This window comes from Priestia filamentosa, assembly GCF_900177535.1.
GTDB classification, from domain to species: Bacteria; Bacillota; Bacilli; order Bacillales; family Bacillaceae_H; genus Bacillus_I; species Bacillus_I filamentosa.
This window is the reverse complement of sequence record NZ_FXAJ01000007.1, coordinates 123911-145037: the sequence shown is the minus strand read 5'-3', so window position 1 is coordinate 145037 and position 21127 is coordinate 123911. Positions and strand designations below refer to the sequence as shown.

General features: G+C 36.9%; 16 protein-coding genes. 13 read left to right on the top strand and 3 right to left on the bottom strand.

What is annotated here, in order from left to right:
* The first annotated feature begins 59 nt into the window (after window positions 1-59).
* The 13 genes from B9N79_RS20980 to B9N79_RS20920 all read left to right on the top strand — a co-directional run bounded on the left by B9N79_RS20980 (window position 60) and on the right by B9N79_RS20920 (window position 16782).
* Complete coding sequence (locus tag B9N79_RS20980; RefSeq protein ID WP_040058072.1) at window positions 60-1517, top strand: CoA-acylating methylmalonate-semialdehyde dehydrogenase; 1458 nt, start codon at window positions 60-62, stop codon at window positions 1515-1517.
* Between the two features lie 45 nt (window positions 1518-1562).
* On the top strand, window positions 1563-2903 hold the full coding sequence (locus B9N79_RS20975) for an aspartate aminotransferase family protein (RefSeq protein WP_040058071.1): 1341 nt from the start codon (window positions 1563-1565) through the stop codon (window positions 2901-2903).
* Between the two features lie 899 nt (window positions 2904-3802).
* A complete protein-coding gene (locus B9N79_RS20970) occupies window positions 3803-5287 on the top strand; it encodes an alanine/glycine:cation symporter family protein (RefSeq protein WP_019393452.1) in 1485 nt (494 codons plus the stop codon).
* A gap of 369 nt (window positions 5288-5656) precedes the next feature.
* Complete coding sequence (locus B9N79_RS20965; RefSeq protein WP_019393453.1) at window positions 5657-7177, top strand: aldehyde dehydrogenase family protein; 1521 nt, start codon at window positions 5657-5659, stop codon at window positions 7175-7177.
* 37 nt (window positions 7178-7214) lie between these two features.
* A complete protein-coding gene (locus B9N79_RS20960) occupies window positions 7215-8408 on the top strand; it encodes an NAD(P)/FAD-dependent oxidoreductase (protein ID WP_040058070.1) in 1194 nt (397 codons plus the stop codon).
* Window positions 8409-8442: 34 nt separating this feature from the next.
* Entirely contained in the window at window positions 8443-9375 is a 933-nt protein-coding gene (gene dapA / locus B9N79_RS20955) for a 4-hydroxy-tetrahydrodipicolinate synthase (protein ID WP_040058069.1), read from the top strand.
* Between the two features lie 94 nt (window positions 9376-9469).
* On the top strand, window positions 9470-10264 hold the full coding sequence (locus B9N79_RS20950; protein ID WP_040058068.1) for an aspartate/glutamate racemase family protein: 795 nt from the start codon (window positions 9470-9472) through the stop codon (window positions 10262-10264).
* A 316-nt stretch (window positions 10265-10580) separates the two neighbouring features.
* Window positions 10581-10853 (top strand): (2Fe-2S)-binding protein, encoded by a 273-nt coding sequence (locus tag B9N79_RS20945; RefSeq protein ID WP_040058067.1) that lies wholly within the window; start codon window positions 10581-10583, stop codon window positions 10851-10853.
* 5 nt (window positions 10854-10858) lie between these two features.
* A complete protein-coding gene (locus B9N79_RS20940) occupies window positions 10859-11185 on the top strand; it encodes a (2Fe-2S)-binding protein (protein WP_040058466.1) in 327 nt (108 codons plus the stop codon).
* Window positions 11182-12393 carry an NAD(P)/FAD-dependent oxidoreductase gene (locus B9N79_RS20935; RefSeq protein WP_040058066.1) on the top strand — a complete coding sequence of 404 codons (1212 nt, stop codon included), beginning with the start codon at window positions 11182-11184 and terminating at the stop codon, window positions 12391-12393. Before B9N79_RS20940 ends, B9N79_RS20935 begins: the two co-directional genes overlap by 4 nt.
* 188 nt (window positions 12394-12581) lie before the next feature.
* A complete protein-coding gene (locus B9N79_RS20930) occupies window positions 12582-13115 on the top strand; it encodes an NAD(P)H-dependent oxidoreductase (protein WP_019393460.1) in 534 nt (177 codons plus the stop codon).
* Between the two features lie 284 nt (window positions 13116-13399).
* Window positions 13400-14533, top strand: a complete 1134-nt coding sequence (ald, locus tag B9N79_RS20925) for an alanine dehydrogenase (protein WP_040058064.1) — start codon at window positions 13400-13402, stop codon at window positions 14531-14533.
* A gap of 635 nt (window positions 14534-15168) precedes the next feature.
* Window positions 15169-16782, top strand: coding sequence for a C40 family peptidase (locus B9N79_RS20920; RefSeq protein WP_048896748.1), 1614 nt, complete (start codon window positions 15169-15171; stop codon window positions 16780-16782).
* A gap of 156 nt (window positions 16783-16938) precedes the next feature.
* Here the strand turns inward: B9N79_RS20920 and B9N79_RS20915 are convergent, their stop codons facing one another.
* From B9N79_RS20915 to ltrA, 3 genes are all read right to left on the bottom strand, one after another.
* Window positions 16939-17853, bottom strand: a complete 915-nt coding sequence (locus B9N79_RS20915; protein WP_040058063.1) for a class I SAM-dependent methyltransferase — start codon at window positions 17851-17853, stop codon at window positions 16939-16941.
* 143 nt (window positions 17854-17996) lie between these two features.
* A complete protein-coding gene (locus tag B9N79_RS20910; protein ID WP_040058062.1) occupies window positions 17997-18329 on the bottom strand; it encodes a YolD-like family protein in 333 nt (110 codons plus the stop codon).
* A 142-nt stretch (window positions 18330-18471) separates the two neighbouring features.
* Entirely contained in the window at window positions 18472-20454 is a 1983-nt protein-coding gene (gene ltrA / locus B9N79_RS20905) for a group II intron reverse transcriptase/maturase (protein ID WP_085118912.1), read from the bottom strand.
* Window positions 20455-21127: the final 673 nt, after the last annotated feature.

Genomic DNA, 21127 nt, shown 5'->3' with positions numbered 1-21127 from the left:
TATGAAAAATATAATAAGTTCAAACAATCTTTTATATTTTGAAAACAGGAGGGTTTTTAATGGAATCAACAAAAACTATTCAAACATTAAAGAACTACATAGGAGGAGAATGGATAGAATCTCAAACTCAACAAATAGAAGAAGTTCCTAATCCAGCTACAGGAGAAATTATAGCTCGTGTCCCTTTCTCGACTCAACAGGAATTAGATCATGCTGTTTCTGTTGCTAAAGAGGCTTTTAAAAAGTGGAAAAAGGTTTCTGTTCCTAAGCGTGCTCGTATTCTGTTTCGTTATCAACAATTATTAGTTGAACATTGGGGTGAGTTAGCAAAGCTTGTTACTTTAGAAAACGGAAAGAGCTACAACGAAGCTTATGGAGAAGTCTTGCGTGGAATTGAATGTGTGGAATTTGCGGCAGGAGCACCAACTTTAATGATGGGTGAGCAACTCCCTGATATTGCTACTGGCGTTGAATCTGGAATGTATCGCTATCCGATTGGTGTAATTGGAGGAATAACGCCATTTAACTTCCCTATGATGGTGCCGTGCTGGATGTTCCCACTTGCTATTGCGTGCGGAAATACGTTTGTATTAAAGCCATCTGAAAGAACACCATTATTGGCGAATCGCTTAGCTGAATTGTTTCAAGAAGCAGGACTTCCGGATGGCGTATTAAATATCGTCCATGGAGCCCACGATGTGGTAAACGGCATCTTAGATAATGAGGATATAAAGGCTGTATCTTTCGTTGGTTCTCAACCTGTAGCTGAATATATCTATAAAAGAGCAGCTGCTAATGGTAAACGTGTACAAGCTCTTGCTGGTGCAAAGAATCATTCCATTGTGATGCCAGATGCTGATCTAGAGATTACGGTAGATAATATTATTGGTGCTGCGTTTGGATCTGCGGGAGAGCGTTGTATGGCAGCTTCGGTTGTCGTCGCTGTGGGAGAAGTAGCAGATCAATTAGTCAATCGATTAAAGGAAGCAGCAGACGAAATCAAGATGGGAAACGGCATAGATGAAGGTGTATTCCTTGGACCAGTCATTCGTGAAGAACATAAGAAACGTACGCTGAAGTATATTGAGTTAGGTGAAAATGAAGGAGCTTCTCTCATTCGTGATGGAAGAACAGACGTGGAAAATGAACAAGGTTATTTTGTAGGACCGACAATCTTTGACAATGTACAGACCCAAATGAAAATTTGGCAAGAGGAAATCTTTGCTCCTGTCTTATCGATTGTTCGGGTAGATACTTTAAAAGAAGCCATTGAGCTCACAAATAAATCTGAATTTGCTAATGGTGCTTGCTTATATAGTGATAGTGCTAAAGCGATTCGTGAATTTCGTGAAGAAATCGATGCAGGTATGCTAGGTGTAAATCTAGGCGTTCCAGCTCCAATGGCATTCTTCCCATTCTCAGGTTATAAGAAATCTTTCTATGGCGATCTTCATGCTAATGGTAAAGATGGCGTAGAATTCTATACTCGTAAAAAAATGCTTACTGCTCGCTATTAAGGTAAGTATATAAAATTATAAAAAGGTAGAATGGAGTTGATTATTGTGCAAGTAACAGAAGGAATGAAAAGCTTACAAGAAACAGATGAAAAGTACCTTTGGCATGCTATGAAAGGGGCAAGTGCAAATCCTTCAAATCTCATTATTAACAAAGCAGAAGGAGCTTGGGTAACGGATATTAATGGAAACCGTTACTTAGATGGGATGTCTGGTCTTTGGTGTGTGAATGTTGGATATGGTCGAAAAGAACTTGCAAAAGCAGCGTATGAACAGCTTGAAGAAATGCCCTATTTCCCTTTAACTCAAAGTCATATTCCGGCGATAAAACTTGCTGAAAAGTTAAATGAATGGCTTGGCGGCGATTATGTTATTTTCTTTTCGAATAGTGGATCAGAAGCAAATGAAACAGCCTTTAAGATTGCTCGTCAGTATCATCAGCAAAAAGGAGATTATGCACGTTATAAATTTATTTCACGATACCGTGCTTACCACGGAAATTCAATGGGGGCACTTGCTGCAACAGGTCAAGCACAACGTAAGTACAAATATGAACCATTAGGACAAGGCTTTTTACACGTAGCACCCCCTGATACGTATCGAAATCCAGAGGATATTAATACACTTTCAAGTGCCAGGGAAATTGATCGTGTGATGACATGGGAATTAAGTCAAACGGTTGCGGGTGTCATTATGGAGCCAATTATTACGGGCGGTGGCATTTTAATGCCTCCAGATTTATACATGGCGAAAGTGAAAGAAATTTGTGAAGACCACGGTGCGTTGCTTATTTGTGATGAGGTTATATGTGGCTTTGGTCGAACGGGTAAACCATTTGGATTTATGAACTATGGAGTTCAACCAGATATCATTACAATGGCAAAGGGGCTTACAAGTGCTTATCTTCCTTTGTCTGCCACAGCAGTCAAAAGAGAAATTTATGAAGCATATATGGGTAGTGAGGATTATGATCGTTTCCGTCACGTTAATACATTTGGAGGAAACCCAGCTGCTTGTGCTCTAGCACTGAAAAACCTAGAAATTATAGAAAATGAAAACCTTATTGAACGCTCTAGAGAATTAGGTGAGCGCTTATTAGTTGAATTAGAGGATGTAAAAGAACATCCAAACGTAGGAGATATTCGTGGCAAGGGACTGCTTTTAGGAATTGAATTCGTAAAAAATAAACAAACGAAAGAACCAATTGAAATAACAAAGATAAATCAAGTTATCAATAGGTGCAAGGAAAAGGGATTGATTGTTGGTAAAAACGGCGACACCGTTGCGGGGTATAATAACATACTACAGCTATCTCCTCCTTTAAGTATTACGGAAGAAGACTTTATGTTTATTGTTAAAACGTTAAAAGAGAGCATAGCTCAATTGTAATAACGTAGAAGTAATCGTAGTTAAAAGATCTTAAAAAGTAGTAGAAATGAAGAGGAAATCAAAACAGATGATGTACATTGTTCTCTCTATCATGCAAACAATGATATGAGTTGTAAGATGAATATAAAATATACTGATACAAAAGGATACCAATCTATTCTTTTGTATCAGCTCTATTGAATTTAATTTTTATTTTAAATAAGTACAACATTTCATACATAAGAGGATACGATGAAAACCAATAAGGTTCTAACATGGAAAAAAATCATTTAATTATATACATTATGGTTGCTTTTCTTTGCTTAAGAGCCATTAATAGGTGCATAGGTAATAGAATGAAGGGATTAGGACCATTCTTTTACCGATCCTTACTACTCTTAAATGTGAATTTTGAAGACGAAACATACGTTTTATCATATTGAATGTCTAAAACGATTTCCTTAATAGAGTAAAATCGTTTTTTTTATCTATTACTTTACTTCATTTTCTATCTCAACCTCACCATTATTTTCTTAACACTATTAATATACCAATTATTTATAAAGACCACGGATAAAATGTTTAGATTTCAAGGTAATTATGATCAATTTACATAATGGGAAAACATCTCAGTGTATGATGGTGGAACCGAAATCCTTAACACACTGTCTAATGTTAAATTTTTGTGAGTGAATTATCTTAATATTATTAATATTTAGTTAAATTTAAAGTGTTTTATTAAGTGATATTGCTAGAAATATGAAAAAAGGTGAGGGGGAATAGGAGAATCTATTGATGAATGGGAATGCCATTACTAAGAAAAAACACTGTATGTAAGTAAATGTGTATCATCTTACTAGAATTGTTAGGAGAAATGAGGTTTCAAAAGATGATTTCCATTGATGAGAGGGGTATTTTTTATGGAGACATTAGTAAATTGGTTAAATAGTTATGTTTGGAGTCCTGTACTGGTTTATACCTTACTTGGATTAGGTTTATTTTACTCAATTGCTACTCGTTTTCTTCAGTTTAGACTTTTTAAGGATATGATAAAACTAGTATTTGAAAGCAAAAGTTCTGAAGCTGGAGTATCTTCTTTTCAGGCTTTAGCATTATCTATATCAAGTCGGGTAGGAGTAGGAACAATCGCAGGGGTAGCTACTGCAATTGCATATGGAGGACCTGGTGCTGTATTTTGGATGTGGTTTATGACCTGTTTAGGAGCATGCACCTCATTTATTGAAACAACGCTTGCGCAAGTATATAAAAGAAAATTAGATGGAGAGTTTCGAGGTGGCACACCTTACTATATTGAAAAAGGTTTAAAGCTAAAGTGGTTAGCAGTATTGTTTGCTGTTATAACGATGATTGTAGCATCCATTTTAATACCAGGTGTTCAAGTAAATACTGTTGCTTCGGCTATGAATACTGCATTTGGTGTAGAGCCAGTATTTACAGGGATCGTATTAGTGGTTGCGCTTTCATTTATTATTTTTGGAGGCGTCAAACGAATTGCAAAAACAGCTGAGGTTATTGTTCCCTTTATGGCTAGTGCTTACATTATCGTTTGTATCATCGTTTTAGTTGCTAATGCCTCTAAAATTCCTGAAATGTTTGTGCTTATTTTTACAAGCGCCTTTGGTACACATGCTGCGTTTGGTGGAATTATTGGATCAGCTATTACATGGGGAGTAAAAAGGGGGACTTTTGCTAATGCAGCTGGGTTTGGTAGTGAAACATTTTATCCTGCTGCTACAGAAGTGTCCCATCCTGCCAAACAAGGATTAGTTCAAGCTTTCTCAGTATATATTGATACATTAATTATTTGTTCAGCAACTGCGTTTATGATCCTTGTCACAGGTATGTATAATGTAACACCAGAAGGAAAACAACCTATTGTAAATAACCTTGGAAATCATGAGCCAGGTCCAATTTATACTCAAAATGCTGTTGAATCAGTAATCCCGGGCTTTGGCGCTCCTTTCATTGCGATTGCTATTCTATTCTTTGCATTTACGACACTTATAACTTACTTTTATATGGCAGATACAAATTTAGCTTTTCTTAATCGAAATCGAAAAGTAAAGTTAGTTTGGCCTAAACATGTTTTAAGGATAGCGTTGTTGATCACTGTTTTTTATTGCAGTATAAATACGTCTGCATTTGCTTGGGCATTAGGTGACTTAGGTTTTGGTATTATGGCTTGGTTAAACCTTTTTAGTATTTTCCTGCTTACCAAAACGGCCCTAAAAGTATTAAAAGATTATGAGAGACAAAAGAAAGAAGGGAAAAATCCTGTATTTGACCCTACAAAGGTAGGAATTTCGGATGCAGAGTTTTGGGAAAAAGAAAGCCTTGAAAAAGAAGATGCTGAACGAAAGGATCGGAAAGTTATTTCATCATGATAAAAATCCGTTTGTAAATTCTTTGCGTTATAACTCAAAAGTAAATGATTGATGTTTTTAAAATCTACCGATAACCAACGCTATCTTGAAATTTAATGAAGATATCGTTGGTTATTTTTATTTCTAAAAAATTAGCCTAATTGTTTAGTTTTGACCAGAGGGATAGTCATATAGAGGGAAATAACAGGATTCATACCTTATCTCATCAATAATTGCTGGAATGTGTACTGAGCATTCTTGATACGTGTCTAATTTACAAGTCTCTACTTCTTACACAGTGTCCAATGTAACGATGAGTAATATATTTTATCTTTAAATTAATCACATATTAGAAATTAGTTATCAAATAATGGAGAAGGGGAGAGAGTAATGAATCTAATCATAAATGAAGTTGAATCAGCCTTAATTAGCAACGATATTACCCAAAAGATGTATATCAATGGTGAATGGACATTAAGTGAAGGAAATCAAACAAGGGAAATTATCAATCCTGCAAATAGTAAAGTAATTGGAACTGTTACTGAAGGAACAGAAGTAGATGCCAAAAAGGCTATCGCAGCTGCTAGGAAGGCATTTTATGAAGATGGATGGATGAATAGTAGAGCTCGAGATCGTGCAGAACTTCTTCTTCAAATCTCAAATAAATTAGAAGAGAGAAAAGAAGAATTTGCTTATTTAGATACATTGAACAATGGAAAAACATTACGAGAATCAATAGCTGATGTTGAGGATGCGGTAAATCAATTGCGTTATTATGCTGGGTTAGCAACGAAGCCTCATGGTCAAACATATGACGTTCCGGACGATATTCAAGCAATGGTCGTTCGTGAAGCGATTGGGGTTGTGGGCATTATTGTTCCATGGAACTATCCATTAGTAATGGCTAATCAGAAAATTGCAGCTGCCCTTGCTGCTGGATGCACAGTAGTAGTCAAGCCAGCTCAGCAAACACCGCTTTCTCTCATTCGTTTATTTGAAATTATTGATGAAGTAGGATTTCCACCAGGTGTTGTAAATCTAGTGTTAGGAGCCGGAAGTAAGGTTGGAGCAGAATTAGTTGCTAATCCGGATGTTGATAAGATTTCCTTTACTGGTGGTACTGATACAGGCATTAGATTAATGAAATCAGCAGCTGATACTGTGAAAAATATCAGTCTAGAGTTAGGAGGTAAATCCCCTAATATCGTTTTTGCTGATGCAGAGTTCGACACAGCCGTTGATTATGCATTATATGCTATATTCGCAAACCAAGGTCAAGTTTGTTCAGCGGGCTCCCGTCTACTATTAGAAGAAAGCTTATATGATCGTTTTGTATCTGAGCTAGTAAAACGTGCCAAGATGATTAAAGTAGGTCCTGGTTGGATGGATGGTATTGAAATGGGTCCACTTGTTTCAGAAGACCATATGAATACCGTTCTTAATTATATCGAGATTGGAAAAAATGAAGGAGCTACCTTACTTTGCGGTGGTAACCGAATTGTTGAAGGAGAGTTTGGTAAAGGGTACTTTGTTGAACCTACAATTTTTGGTGATACGAAACCTGATATGAGAATTGTACAAGAAGAGATTTTTGGACCTGTCTTAGTTATTCAGACCTTTACAACAGAAGAAGAAGCTATTGAACTAGCTAATGGAACAGACTTTGGCTTAGCAGGAGCTGTGTTCTCACAAGATGGAGCGAAAGCGCAACGTGTCATTCGCGGTTTACGTGCAGGGATTACATGGATTAATACGTATCATCCAACGTTTAATGAGGCTCCTTGGGGAGGCTACAAGCAGAGTGGAATTGGAAGAGATTTAGGAACGTATGGCTTTGAGGAGTATCTAGAAACCAAACAAATTAATGTAAATCTTAAAGTAGAACCATCAGGGTTCTTTGAGGGGAAATAAGAGTATTTAAACCATTCTTTTTTAGAGGGGAATGCAAATGGAAAGTTTTGACGTTATTGTCATCGGAGCTGGTGTAATTGGATCTAGCGTAGCCTATCATTTGGCTAAAAAAGGGTTGGATGTTGCATTAATTGAAAAAGGCGGTATTGCATCAGGTACTTCTAGTAGATGTGACGCAGTAGCCTTAATTTGCGATAAAAAACCAGGTATTGACACTGAAATTGGCTATGCAAGTATTCAACTTTTTAAACAATTAGCAAAAGAATTTTCGGTAGATTTTGAATTTGCTTCAAGAGGAAGTCTCTATGTTTGCGAGACAGATAAAGAGCTAGAAATTGCCAGAGGATATGTTTCTGAACAAGCTAAAGATGGTTATGATATGCGCATGGTTGACAAACAAGAATTACAGCAAATTGAGCCCTATTTAGCAGATGATTTAGCTGGTGGGATATGGACAGAGGTAGACTCGTCTATGAACCCTTATAAATTATGCTATGCGTTTGTTGAAGAAGGAAAAAAGTTAGGGTTGAAAGTCTGTGACTATCATTCTGTACAAGATATTACACTAGATAACAAAGGAAGAGTTGAAAGTGTAGTAACAGATCGAGGTACCTTTAAAACCAAAAGAATTGTGAATTGTGCCGGAGTATGGTCACCTAAAATAGCTCAAATGGTAGGAGTTCATATCCCGATTAAGCCAAGAAAAGGCATGGTATTAATATCTGAAAAAACGCCGTTTAAGGTAGCAAGTCAAAAAGTTCATGAATTTGGATATATGTTATCTAAATTTGAAGATATTAATTTTAAAAGAAATGTAAGTGAGTTAGTTGAAAAACATAATGTAGCCTTCACGATTGAGCCCACTGATGCAAATAACTTTTTGATAGGCGGTCATCGGGCCTTTAGAGGATTTGATATTAGCTCAGAAGTTGAAGTAATGCGTGCTATAGCGGAGAGAGCCATTCGCTTTTTGCCAAAACTAAAAGATATTAACTGTATCAGAGCCTATGCAGGCGTAAGACCCTGGGTTGAAGACCATCTTCCAATTGTATCAGAGGTAGAACATGTACCTGGATTTTTTATTGCTAGTGGACATGAAGGGGATGGAATTAGCATGTCTCCTATCACTGGAAGAATGGTAACTCAGCTTATTACAGGTGAGCCAACCGATTTTAACATTGATAAGCTGAATTATTCTAGATACAAAAAAAAACTAGCTGTTAACGTCTAAAACTAAGGAATGTAAATAATAGGAGGAATAAATAATGAGTATCACACCAAAAGGAATTTTTGTACCGTTAATTACACCATTCAATGATGATGAAACAATTGATTTTCAGTCTTATAAGAAAGTAATTGATTTCCAAGTTGAAAGTGGAGTCCACGGTCTTCTAGTTGGAGGCACAACAGGAGAGTACCATGTTATGTCATTAGACGAACGTAAAAGTTTAATTAAGGCTGGTTGTGAGTATGCTGCGGGAAGAGTCCCTATTATGGCAGGTGTTGGCTGCTCAACTGCTGAGGAAACGATTGAACTTGCCAATTATGCGGCAGAATGTGGTGCTAAATGGGGATTAGTTTTACCTCCTTATTATCATAAGACAAGTGAAGAAGGAATTCGTGAATTTTTCAAGGAAGTAGCTGCAAAATCAAATGTCGGAATCGTTATTTACAATTATCCAGGAGCAACTAGCGTTACCATTTCGCCTGAAACCATTTATGAATTGAGTCAGGAAGAAAACATTGTAAGCGTCAAGGAGTCAGCAGATTTTGGTCACTTATGTGAGGTTGTAGCTTTGACGAAGGATGTTGAAAACTTTACGGTATTTACGGGTGAAGAACACTTTATCCTTCCTACTTTCTCCGTTGGAGGACAAGGGGCTTTTGGAATCCTTGTTAATCTGCTTCCTAAGGAACTTGTAGAAATGTACGAACTGGCAGTTGAGAAAAGTGATATAAATGCTGCACGTGATTTGAATCGGAAATTATCTGGTATTTATGGCTTAATGGAGGCGGAAGGCAATCCATATCCAGGGCCAGTAAAAGCAGGCATGGACTTGATCGGAATGAAAGGTGGAAAAGTGAGAAAGCCTTTAACCCAACCTACTGATGAGATCAAAATGAAGCTTAAAGAGGAACTGATAAAGTTAGGATACAAAGTTAAATTAATGGATAAAGAGGTTACTTCCGGAGTGTAAACCGAAGATGACAGAAGATAAGTGCGAATAGAATGAGATTAGTAGTTGTAGAGAATACATATGTATTCTCTACAACTATAAGGAGGGGCCATCATTGACTATCAAAGCAGTGAACGAGGAACGTGAATACGGTTATTTAGGGAAGGAAAAAGAAAGCACGATTATTACGATGAAAAAGGGGCAGTATGTAGCAGGATATTCAGTTGGGATTCTCTACTTAGATGAGTGCTGGTACCCTATTTTACCGGGAAACGTCGCTAATCTATCTACTTATGACTTTCCAGTAAGGTTAAAGGTTGTTCCAAACTGTAATCAGGAAAGAATTCATGCGGGTGACCCTACTTTACTTGGAGACATTATAAAAGCAGCAAAAGAGTTCGAGGCTGAAGGAGCAAGGGCGATTTGTGCTGCGTGTGGATTTTTTGGTAACTTTCAAGAGAAAGTAGCAGCTGCTGTTGATATTCCAGTCTACCTTTCAAGTGTTGTACAAGTCCCTTGGATTAAAACGGGATTAAAACTTAACCAGAAGATAGGGATGTTGACAGCAGATGCACATGGAATCACGGGAAATTTATTTAAGAGCTGCGGTATAGATGACCCAAGTATTTGTGTCGTTAAGGATTTAGGAAGATTACCAGAGTTTTCGGCTATTATTGAAAGCCGAGGATCTTTTGATAATGAAAAAGTAAAACAAGAAGTGATAAAAGCAGCTATAGATATGATAAATGAAAACCCTGACATTGGAGCAATTTTGCTTGAATGTAGTGATTTACCACCATATGCAGCTGATATCCAAAGAGCAGTAAAAATGCCTGTGTTTGACTTTATCACAATGATTAGATGGGTTCATTATGCTACTAGTCAAAAACCATATTACGGTTTTATCTAAAAACACCAAGGAGTTAGTAAATAATTAACGTAAACGTAGCATGTACATGCAATTAATTAATTGTTTTAACCATATTTTTTAATGTGTGAATGGATGAGACATGTAACGTTCTCTTTTGGAAAAGATAGATGACCGTACATCTATTTTAGAAAGAATGAATGTTGATGTCTCTTTATTTATCTAGCTGTAACTTATATGAGAGCTTCTAGATATCTTCTAATCAATGATTGATTGTTCTCAGTCTTTCTCTAAAAATGTAAAGAATGAAGAATTTCGGGTTTATGAGGTTAACTTATAGTAATGGGGGATAAATCCAATGAACGAAAATCAAATCGTAGTATGTAGATGTGAGGAAATTACACTGGGAGAAATTAAAGGAACAGTTGAACGTTTTCAATGCTCTTCACGTGAAGTAAAGCTACGAACAAGGGCGGGAATGGGACCTTGTGGAGGACGTACTTGTCGGGGCACAATTGATAAATTAGTAGAGCAATTAGGCGGTCCGGCTGTTTCCGATGAAGTATCACTTAGTTATCGTCCTCCTGTTAGACCTGTTTCATTTGGGGTGTTAGGAGGGGGAACAAAGTGAAGTCTATGAGAGTTAATGAACATCCAGTGTTAGGTAATGTTGAAGATCAGAAAAAGGTAAATTTCTATTTTAATGGGAAGCACTATATAGCTTATGAAGGGGATACTATTGCCTCTGCTTTGCTTGCATCTGGAGTTCGCACACTACGAAAACAGGAGGATAAGGCTAGCCCGCGTGGTATCTACTGCAATATTGGTCATTGCTTTGAATGTCGAGTAATCATAGACGGAGAAAGAACAGTGAGAGCTTGCCTGACTTCAGTGGAAGAGAACATGAGAATCGATTCAAATGCAACTCTTTCCCCAACTTTCCTTAAAGGAGGATCAGTATGATTGATCTTGTAATTGTTGGCGCGGGACCGGCTGGTTTAGGAGCAGCTATTTCAGCAGCTGAACATGGATTAAAAGTATATATAATTGATGAATTTGTGAAGCCAGGAGGCCGTCTATTAGGACAGTTACATGAAGAGCCTGATGGTAAGTGGGTAAATGGAATTGAAGAAGCAAAAAAACTTTATGATCGTGCCATCAAAGTAGGTGTAAATATCCTGTGTGGAGTATCTGTTTATGATTTAGTTAAATTGGAAACTGGATGGTGTGTATACACTACAGATAAGATAATTGAATCTAAATGTCTCTTACTTGCTACAGGGGCCTCAGAAACCCCTATCCCTATCCCAGGATGGACTCTCCCTGGGGTGATGTCAATTGGAGCGGCACAGGTGATGGGAAATGTTCATCGTGTAAAAGCAGGAGAGAAGGGAGTTATTATTGGTGTTAATGTTCTGTCAGTAGCCATTTCTCGTGAATTGCAACTATGCGGGGTTCGCATTGAGAATATTCTACTTCCACCTCCTAGTCTTATATCTGGGGAGTTATCCAATCCAGAGAAAATGATGGAGTCACTTTTAAGACTTTCACATTTAGCTCCTTCACCTTTAATAAGGTTTGGTGGAAAGTGGGTAAGTCCAAAACTTGGGGCACGTTTATATCCTAAGAATGGGTTCAAAATGTGGGGGATTCCTATTCAATTACGCAAAACAGCCCTTGAAATTGTTGGAGAGGAACAAGTAGAAGGTGTACGTATTGCTAATATTTCGGCTACTGGAACGGTTATATCTGGAACGGAGAAAGTGATAGAGGCCGACTTTGTGTGTATAGCAGGAGGACTTACTCCGATGTCTGAACTCGCTGCAGTTGCAGGATGTTCTTTCTCCTATGTTCCAGAATTAGGGGGACATGTACCTTTGCATAATGAACGCATGCAAACAAACCTTAAAGGATTGTATGTAGCTGGTAATATTACAGGAGTTGAAAGCGCTAAAGTCGCTAAGGCTCAAGGGAATGTAGCTGGGCTTTCCGTTGCGCATGAACTGAATGCTCTAACTGACCGTGCTGATGAAAAGATTAATGAAGCGATCAAGCAAACGATAGAAATAAGACGTAAAGCCCTTATCCAATTTAACCAGGGTATTGAAAAGGCCCGCGAAGCTCTTCATCATAAATTTTACGAATCAACTGATAAAAAAATATCTATTTAACTACAAAGTAGCAGTTTTCTAATGTATTCGTTTTTTACTCAATGATTATCATACATTGCTTATAAGGGGATTTTGCTTCGTTTCTATATTAGAAGTAGTATTCATCCGGATTTTTAAATTTAAAGAACCACTTTTTTCATTGAACATACGAATAGTGAATTTCTAGAGAATATACTGGAGGAGAAAGAATGAGAGTATTAGTCATTGTCACTCATCCGAATATTGAAAACTCAACCGTAAATAAAGCATGGGTGAAAGAATTGAAAAAGCATTCTAATGTAACCATTCATGAACTTTATAAACAATATTCTGATGAAATAATTGATATTGAAAAAGAGCAGAAGTTATGTGAAGAACATGATCGAATTGTTTTACAGTTCCCTTTTTATTGGTATAGTTCCCCTCCATTGCTAAAGAAATGGCAAGATGAAGTGCTTACTTATGGTTGGGCTTATGGGTCTGAAGGGAATAAATTACACAATAAAGATCTTATTTTAGCTGTAACATCTGGAAGTCCTAAAGAGAGATATCAAGCTGGTGGACGTAATCAATATTCTATGAGCGAGCTTTTGAAACCATTTCAAGCAACTAGTAATTTAATAGGAACTACCTTTTTACCGTCGTTTATTTTCCATGGGACTTATCATGCAACTACAGAAGAAATAGAAGAGAATGCTAGGGAATTTGCTCATTACATTTTGTCTAGAGATATCCTTGAGTAAAGTGCGAAGGATACATAAAGTAAGAAAAAAGGTGGACGTCCTCGTTAATGAATGAGGACGTCCACCTTTTTGAAGAGTATATAAACTTCTCTTTCTACAAGATCATAATCCTTTATGTCCTATGAGATCTGTACGGTTTCTTACAGTATGTCTAATGTTGGATAAGGAACCAGTGTTTATACTTGAAATACAATCCTAACTGTAATCAAAAGAAGTGCTAGTTTGGTCAGGTTAGAAACCTATGCTGTATATTAAAAAATGCTTAAATTGGGAGGAAAAGTAGAATGATTATTGGAGTACCAAAAGAGATTAAAAATAATGAAAATCGAGTAGCTCTTACACCAGCTGGAGTCGTTTCTTTTATAAATGCTGGACATGAAGTTTTAATTGAACAAGAAGCTGGGAGTGGAAGTGGTTTTACAGATAAAGATTACACTGTAGCGGGAGCAAAGATTGTCGAAAATGTTGAGGATGTATGGTCTCAAGCTGAAATGATTATGAAAGTAAAAGAACCACTCCTAAGTGAATATCGTTACTTTCGTGAAGGACTAATTTTATTCACTTACCTACACTTAGCTGCTGAGCCGGATCTAGCTCAAGCTCTTAAGGATACAGGAGTTATTGCAATTGCGTATGAAACGGTTGTAGAAAATGGTACGCTTCCTCTTCTTACTCCGATGAGTGAAGTGGCAGGTCGAATGGCTGCTCAAATTGGTTCTCAGTTTTTACAGAAATCAAATGGTGGTAAAGGTATTCTTCTCTCTGGGGTTCCAGGTGTTGATCGCGGTAAAGTAACCATTATTGGTGGGGGGGTCGTAGGTACAAATGCAGCAAAAATTGCAATAGGGTTAGGCGCGGATGTTACCATTCTGGATTTAAGTGCAAGTCGTTTACGTCAGCTAGATGATATCTTTGGTAATGGGATTAAAACATTAATGTCTAATTCATCTAACATAGCAGAAGCCGTAGCAGAAGCTGACCTTTTAATTGGAGCAGTGCTAATCCCAGGTGCAAAAGCTCCTAAACTTGTAACAGAAGAGATGGTAAAAGAAATGAAACCAGGGTCGGTTATCGTAGATGTAGCCATTGATCAAGGCGGAATTGTCGAAACCGTCAATCAGATTACTACACATGATAACCCAATATATGCAAAATACGATGTTGTTCATTATGCAGTAGCAAACATGCCTGGAGCGGTTCCAAGAACATCCACACTTGCTTTAACAAATGTTACTGTTCCTTACGCATTACAGATTGCAAACAAAGGTGTATTCAAAGCAATCTTTGATAACGAATCGTTAAAACTTGGGTTAAACGTAGCAAACGGTGAAATCACATATGAAGCTGTCGCAAAAGATCTTGCCTATAATTTTGTCTCCCCAGAACAGGTTTTCGAAAAAGAATTCACAACTGTTTAAGGGAAGTGAATATAGTAGTCTAACCCTTTTCAAAATTACAGGAGGCTATATATTATCGATCCTAGATTGAGATATGCTTACGTATGAGTAAAAAAAGCTGCATAGTGAGAATAAACCTTCATAAACAGCAGGCTATCCAAAGAAAGCGGGATAGCCTGTTTTTTTATGGGGGATTGCGTAGGCGTATTTTGAAAAAGAGGTAAATATTTAAAAAATGAAGGTATAGATTGGCTCATAAACTCTCTTCACATATTGTTCGTTATGATGTTGGGAAGAAAAACGTATCATCCAGGCAAAAGTGACAGGTGGTAATAATCGGTATTACAGATTTAATTTAACGGAGAAATTTAATAATGTTACATTACAAAGAGTATTAGATATTTCTATTCATTTTATAAAAGGGTACCTGTCCCTACAAAATTTAAATGAACTCGACTCTTTTCACTATCAATAAAACTAGTCTATAGGTAATTATATTCTTTCTTCTACTTGTATTAAGGATAATTACTTAGGGTCATTGTCTGCCTGAAGAGCACTTACATTAACTTATTTACAAAAAACAGGCGATTTTAACTATTGTATCCAAATGTGATTGACGGAATAATGGAGAGGTAAAAAACGAAGGAGTGAGAGGTTTGTCAAAACGATTTTATACATATTTAATTCTAGGCATCTTTTTTCTATTCATTTTCCTCCCCAATTCAGCTTTTGCGAATGAAGAAAAAAGTGTTTCAGAAACAGCTCAAAAGTATTTGGGCGTGTCTTATTTTACAGACGGGCAAGAACCCAATCAAGGATTCAGTACAGGTGGGTTAGTTCAGTATGTTTTTAAAGAAGCTAAAGATCTGGAATTACCTCTGTATCCAAGGGAACAATTCGAGCTTGGTAAAGATGTAGAAAAGAGAAATCTCCAAGCTGGTGATCTTGTCTTTTTTAAAGGAGAAAATACAGAAAACGTCACAAGTGTTGGCATTTATAATGGTAATAATGAAGTCATTATTAGCTCCGTCTCAAAAGGGGTTATAAAAGCTGGGTTAACAGAGGGAAGCTACTATGCTAATAAATATATCGGAGCTAAACGACTTGATCCTAACAATCTTTATGGAATTGAATCCCCGCTCTTAAAAGAAGCGATGAAGTACATCGGAGTTGATTACTCAAGCAACGGGAAGACACCTGAGGAAGGTTTTAATTCGGCAAGATTTGTTCAGTATGTATTTGAACAAGCTCTACATCTCAAAGTTCCGGGTAACTCTAGTGAACAATGGAGTTTAGGGGAAGACATATTAAAGGAAAATCTTCAGCCTGGCGACGTTCTTTTCTTTAAAAATGCTGATACAGGAAATATTACGACAACAGCTTTTTATGTAGGAAAGGGAAGAATGATTTACAGTTCGTCTACAAAAGGCATAACTATAATTGAATTTAAAGATTCTTCTTATTGGAATAGTCGTTTTTATGGAGCTAAACGAATAACAGAAGTTCGGGACATTGATCGTGAAGACCCACTAATCAGTGAGGCCCTAAAATATATAGGAGCACCTTACCTTGAAAGTGGTAAAACACCAAGTGGTTTCGATTGTTCTGGATTCACAAAATATGTGTATGAAAAGGCGCTCGGCATTTACTTGCCCGGAGCACCTGAACAACAGTGGAAGCTAGGTACACCTGTTAAGAAGGAAGATATTGAAGTAGGTGATCTCGTATTCTTCGAAAATACGCATCGTCCAGGCATTTCTCATGTGGGAATATATGCAGGAAATAATCAAATGATTCATGCTTCACGAACAGGTTCAGCAGAAGTGAGAATCAATTATTTATCGTATAATTTCTACACAGAGAAATTTGCTGGTATTAGACGAGTGAAAAATCTAACCATCCCTAAGGATATCCCAGTTGTTAAAGAAGCGATAGATCTGCTAAATGTCCCTTACAAATCAGGAGGTACATCACCAGAAGGATTTGATACTAGTGGATTTGTTCAATATGTTTATAAACAAATAGGCATGGATTTACCTCGTTATGGGAAAAACATGCTTCAAGAAGGAACAGAAGTAAAAGAAGAGGATTTGCAACCAGGAGATATCGTATTCTTTAAATCTAGCAGTATTATTCCCGCTATCTATGTTGGAAATGGACAAATAGCCGTTGTTTCAAGAACGGAAGGAGTTCGAATTACGAATTATAAAGTGAGTTCTTATTGGAATCCTATTTATTATAGTGCTAGACGTCTTAATGTTGAGGGATAACTCCTCGATGTAGCTTTAACTGAAATGGTCCTTATAAAGTAACGGGCTCTATTTCAAAATATCATCTTTAACAAAAAAGGCTCCTTTGCTTCTGATACGCAAAGGAGCCTTTTAAATTCATATTTGTATAGCTCCTTTATTTGTTTTATGGATGATTTATCTTTTCACAGCGTGAAGAAAATAAGTCGTTTCAAAAGATGATAAGTAATCTCCTCGGTTGGAAAAATAAAGCTCATGAATTTGTGATGGAGATAGATGTTCATAAATAAGTAGTCCTGATTTTTCTAACATATGCTCTAATTCCTTGTAAGAAAAACAAGATTTCATAGGTTCTCCACTTGCTTCAGCCATTTTTATCATGTTTTCAACTCTATTGGAGAATCCTTTTTCTTTAAAAAGGTTTTCATCCGCGTAATCAAAGACAATGGAACTTCCTGCTGGGATTTCAGCAAATAAATGATTGATTAAGCTCGAAATTTCTTCTTTGGTTAAATAATAAGAAACCCCTAAAAGACTAAAAAACGTTTTTTTGTTATCAAATCCTTCGTCTATTAGGGATTGATAAGAGAACGTTTGAGTGAAGTCCATAGGAACAAAGTGAAGATTACTCGAAATTTCAAATTTAGCTTGATTTAATCGGGCTTTCTTAAATTGCTGTGTAGAAGGGTGATCAATTTCAAATATCTCTAGACGAGGTTGCAACTCTGGGTGTCTAAAACAAAAAGTATCCAATCCAGCTCCAAGTATGACATATTGTTCTAGTCCTAATCCTATTTCATTTAGTAACACCTTTTCACAATACGCTGCACGCGCCAAGGGCGTTGGAGAAAGTTGAACTTGGGTGATCCACTTTAATATTTCTTCTGCGTTTCCTTTAAGTTCCTGTGCTATATCCCTGTTGAAGAAATGTATTCCTTGAATCATATTCTCTTTAATGTTATTGAACTCTTGTTGCGAAATTAACTCTTTAGCTAGATAGTCGTCAAAGATTTTAGGGGTATCAAATTGACTGTGATAAGCTCTGCTAAAAGTAGATATCAATGAAGTTAAACTGGATTCATCTTTTTTCACGTAAATCCGCTCCTTCAATTTAGAACAAAAAAATAGGATCCTCCTGGCCAGGAGAATCCTATTATATACGTTAATTTATTAGTTGTAAATTATAGCGTAAAATGATTTTTTTGTCAATTATTTTATGCTAAGTACTTTTTTGTTTAGACAAACCGAATATTAATGACTTCACTTAATTTTATTTTCTTTTTTAATTTAGAGCTTTCAGCATTGAATATAAAGATGTCTCTAGAGGAATCAACAAACTGAATGAACCCCGTTTCCGTGATGTATTTTCCATGCTTATAGCAGGTTAGATATACTTTTTGATTAGTATATAAAGCTTCTACCAATACTTGATTCATCTGTTCCATTTGGTCTTCTGTTAATAGGGGCTTAGGTACTTCTAATTGCTTATATATAATTTCCTGTAGGCCTATGTATTGTTCAGGTATGCTTGCAAAAGCTCTCCATTTTTTCATTCCTCTGTCTTTCATCGTATTATCCTCCTATTATCGATAGGTAAGTTTTTGAAGTTATCTCTAACTTTTCCCCCGATCCGCACGGTACGTGCCACTTTCACGGCATACCGCGGTCCACCTATGCTGTAGTTTTCATTCCATCTAATGATGATAAATTCTAAGCAAACAACGCTAGTTGTTCATAATTTAATTCCACTTCAATTTGTGATTCAATACAGATTTCCCCGTTTTTGACTAGCTTTCGCAATTTGTTAAGTCTGTCTAATTGTTCCTCATTAAGTTTTAGTTCATTGAGTAGTTGGTTTATGATTTCTTTTTTTGTTGCGTGTATTAGTCTATGAACACTTGGTTTGATGATGGTAAGGTTTTTGTAGCTGTCATCCATTGTCTCACTCCATAATTGCTTATGGTGACAATGCATTTCCCAGGGCAAGAGTTTCTCGCCTGTTACACTACATTTACCTTTTTGAGCTACGTAAAGAGAAATTCGATTGTCATTATATTCAACAGTTGTTCGTTCATTTATGACTGGATTTTCTCTTAGCCATTTTAGTTCTGTTTCGGTTATGTCTGCCAAGTTTTTATATATCAAGGCTCGACCTTCTAAGGTGTACTTGTTAATGGCTTGCTTTTTCATCAACGGATTTTTGTGTGAAATATAAGAGATTGGTAGGATAGGGTACTGCTTGAGATATCTCATCATTTTAGACTTTAGATATGGTTTGATACCTTTGTCTTTTCCTTCATATTTTCCTATATTCGTGTATCCATTAGTGTTACTTTTTCCTCTTCTTGTTGGCTTAGGGAAACGGTTATACATCATACAGTCGAGTTCTAGAGCCATTTTGTTGAAGTCTAGACTGACATGCGTTGCTATTCGATAATAGTTATGCTTGCCGATGATAATGCTGTTGTATAAGCTGATTCCTTTGATTGCTTTATTAGAGTTCGGGGTTTTTTGTATTTTTTTCACTTGTTTTGCTAAATCTTGTTTCGTCTTTTCCAGTGCTTTTTGTGATACGTGTGTTTCTGCGATATATCGTGTTTTTCCGTTTTTCCGTTTTCCTTTCTTTACAGCTTTGAGAGAGAAGCCTAAGAATTCACTCTCTTGCTTTTTCAAATTGGTAACCTTGGATTTCTCGGTTGAGATATGCAATTTCAAGCGTTCTTCTAGCCACATTTTGCATGCTTTGAATATTTTTTCTGCATGGTTTCGTGTGTTTGTGAAGATTTTGAAATCATCTGCGTACCTTACGATATACATAGGTTTCATATTAGAGCATTTGGATAGGACTCCTGTTACGTGGTCATTACTCCAAATTCCATCTCTGTACCTTGGTTTTACCCTTCGGGCTTTGAATGTTTCCCACTGTTTGCTTATCCACCAGTCAAATTCATTAAGATTGATGTTTGCAAGTAGTGGGCTAAGGATTCCACCTTGTGGAGTTCCTTTTGTTGGAAACATTGTTGTGCCGTCAGGCATTTGCACTGGGGCTTTCAATATTTTTCGGATAATGACGAGTAATTGTTTATCCCGTATACCCAATGTCCATATTTGGCGCATGAGTTTAGCATGATTTACTTCGTCGAAAAATCCTTTAATATCTACGTCTACCACATAAGTGAGGTTTTGTTGGTTTATCTTTTTAGTGCTATCTGCTATGGCATGTTTTGCACTTCGGTTCGGTCGGAATCCGTAACTTCTATTACAAAATTGTGCTTCACAAATAGGTTCTAGGACTTGAAGAATACATTGTTGGATAATCCTATCCCACATACTTGGTATTCCCAAAGGTCTTGTTTTTCCGTTGGTTTTAGGTATTTCTTTCCGTCTCACCTTTTGTGGTTGGTAGTTTTGAAAACGTCTTTTCACTTCATTCAAGAAATAGCTCTGTTCCATTCTCTCAATATCTTTGATATTTACGTTGTCACAGGCGGATGTTTTACTCCCTTTATTTCCTTTTATGTTACGAAAAGCAAGGAGTATATTTTCATCTGATGTGATAGTAGGCATCAGTTTCTTGAAAGAATTTCCTTTGGTTGCTTTTTGGTATAAGGTGTCTAGGACAGGTTGAATACCGTAGTATTCATTGTATCTAAGTTTCTTATCCTTTAGCGTGGGCTTAGATTTGTCATTCATGGTCTATCACCTACTCTTATGTTGATTTTTTTTTGGTGACCTTTTGAGTCTTACCAGAATCCATGCAAGATTAGATGAAAGTTCAGTTCCTACAATATAGGCTTGTGGCTGTTCCTCCAGTTCCATTACAGAACCTTCTCGGGTCGTGCCACTACTCTCACTACTATTAAGAATATTTCCCTCGGTTGCCCGTTTCATATTCAACTATATCCACCGATAGAGATTGCTCTCAACGTTAGTAGCTTGCGACGTTCCGTTCAGACTATCATTGTTTTAAAGGTCATAAGACTTCCGATTTAGGTGCTTGCTATACCCCGTGCCTAGCTCCGTTGCCTATAACAACGTTAGGATTGTTACAACTTAAACTATTCCAATCCATTAGACAAATCTTATTTTCAGATTCCGAATCATTTCTGACCCGTCATAATGTCGAGGCGTACATTCGCAAGTTCGTCAGTGTTTACACATTCTCACCATGTCGGTTGACAGCATACAATACTTTATCAGTTCCATTTGGTTTATTATTCCGAATGGATTTCGGTTGCCCTGTAGGGCACTTCGGATAGTGATTGCATTTTTTACCCTGCTTCCAACATCACGCTATGCCTAACGTATGCTGTCGGGAATCTCACTGGGAGAGTTTCAGGTCGTTACTCCTTCATTCCTCTCACTT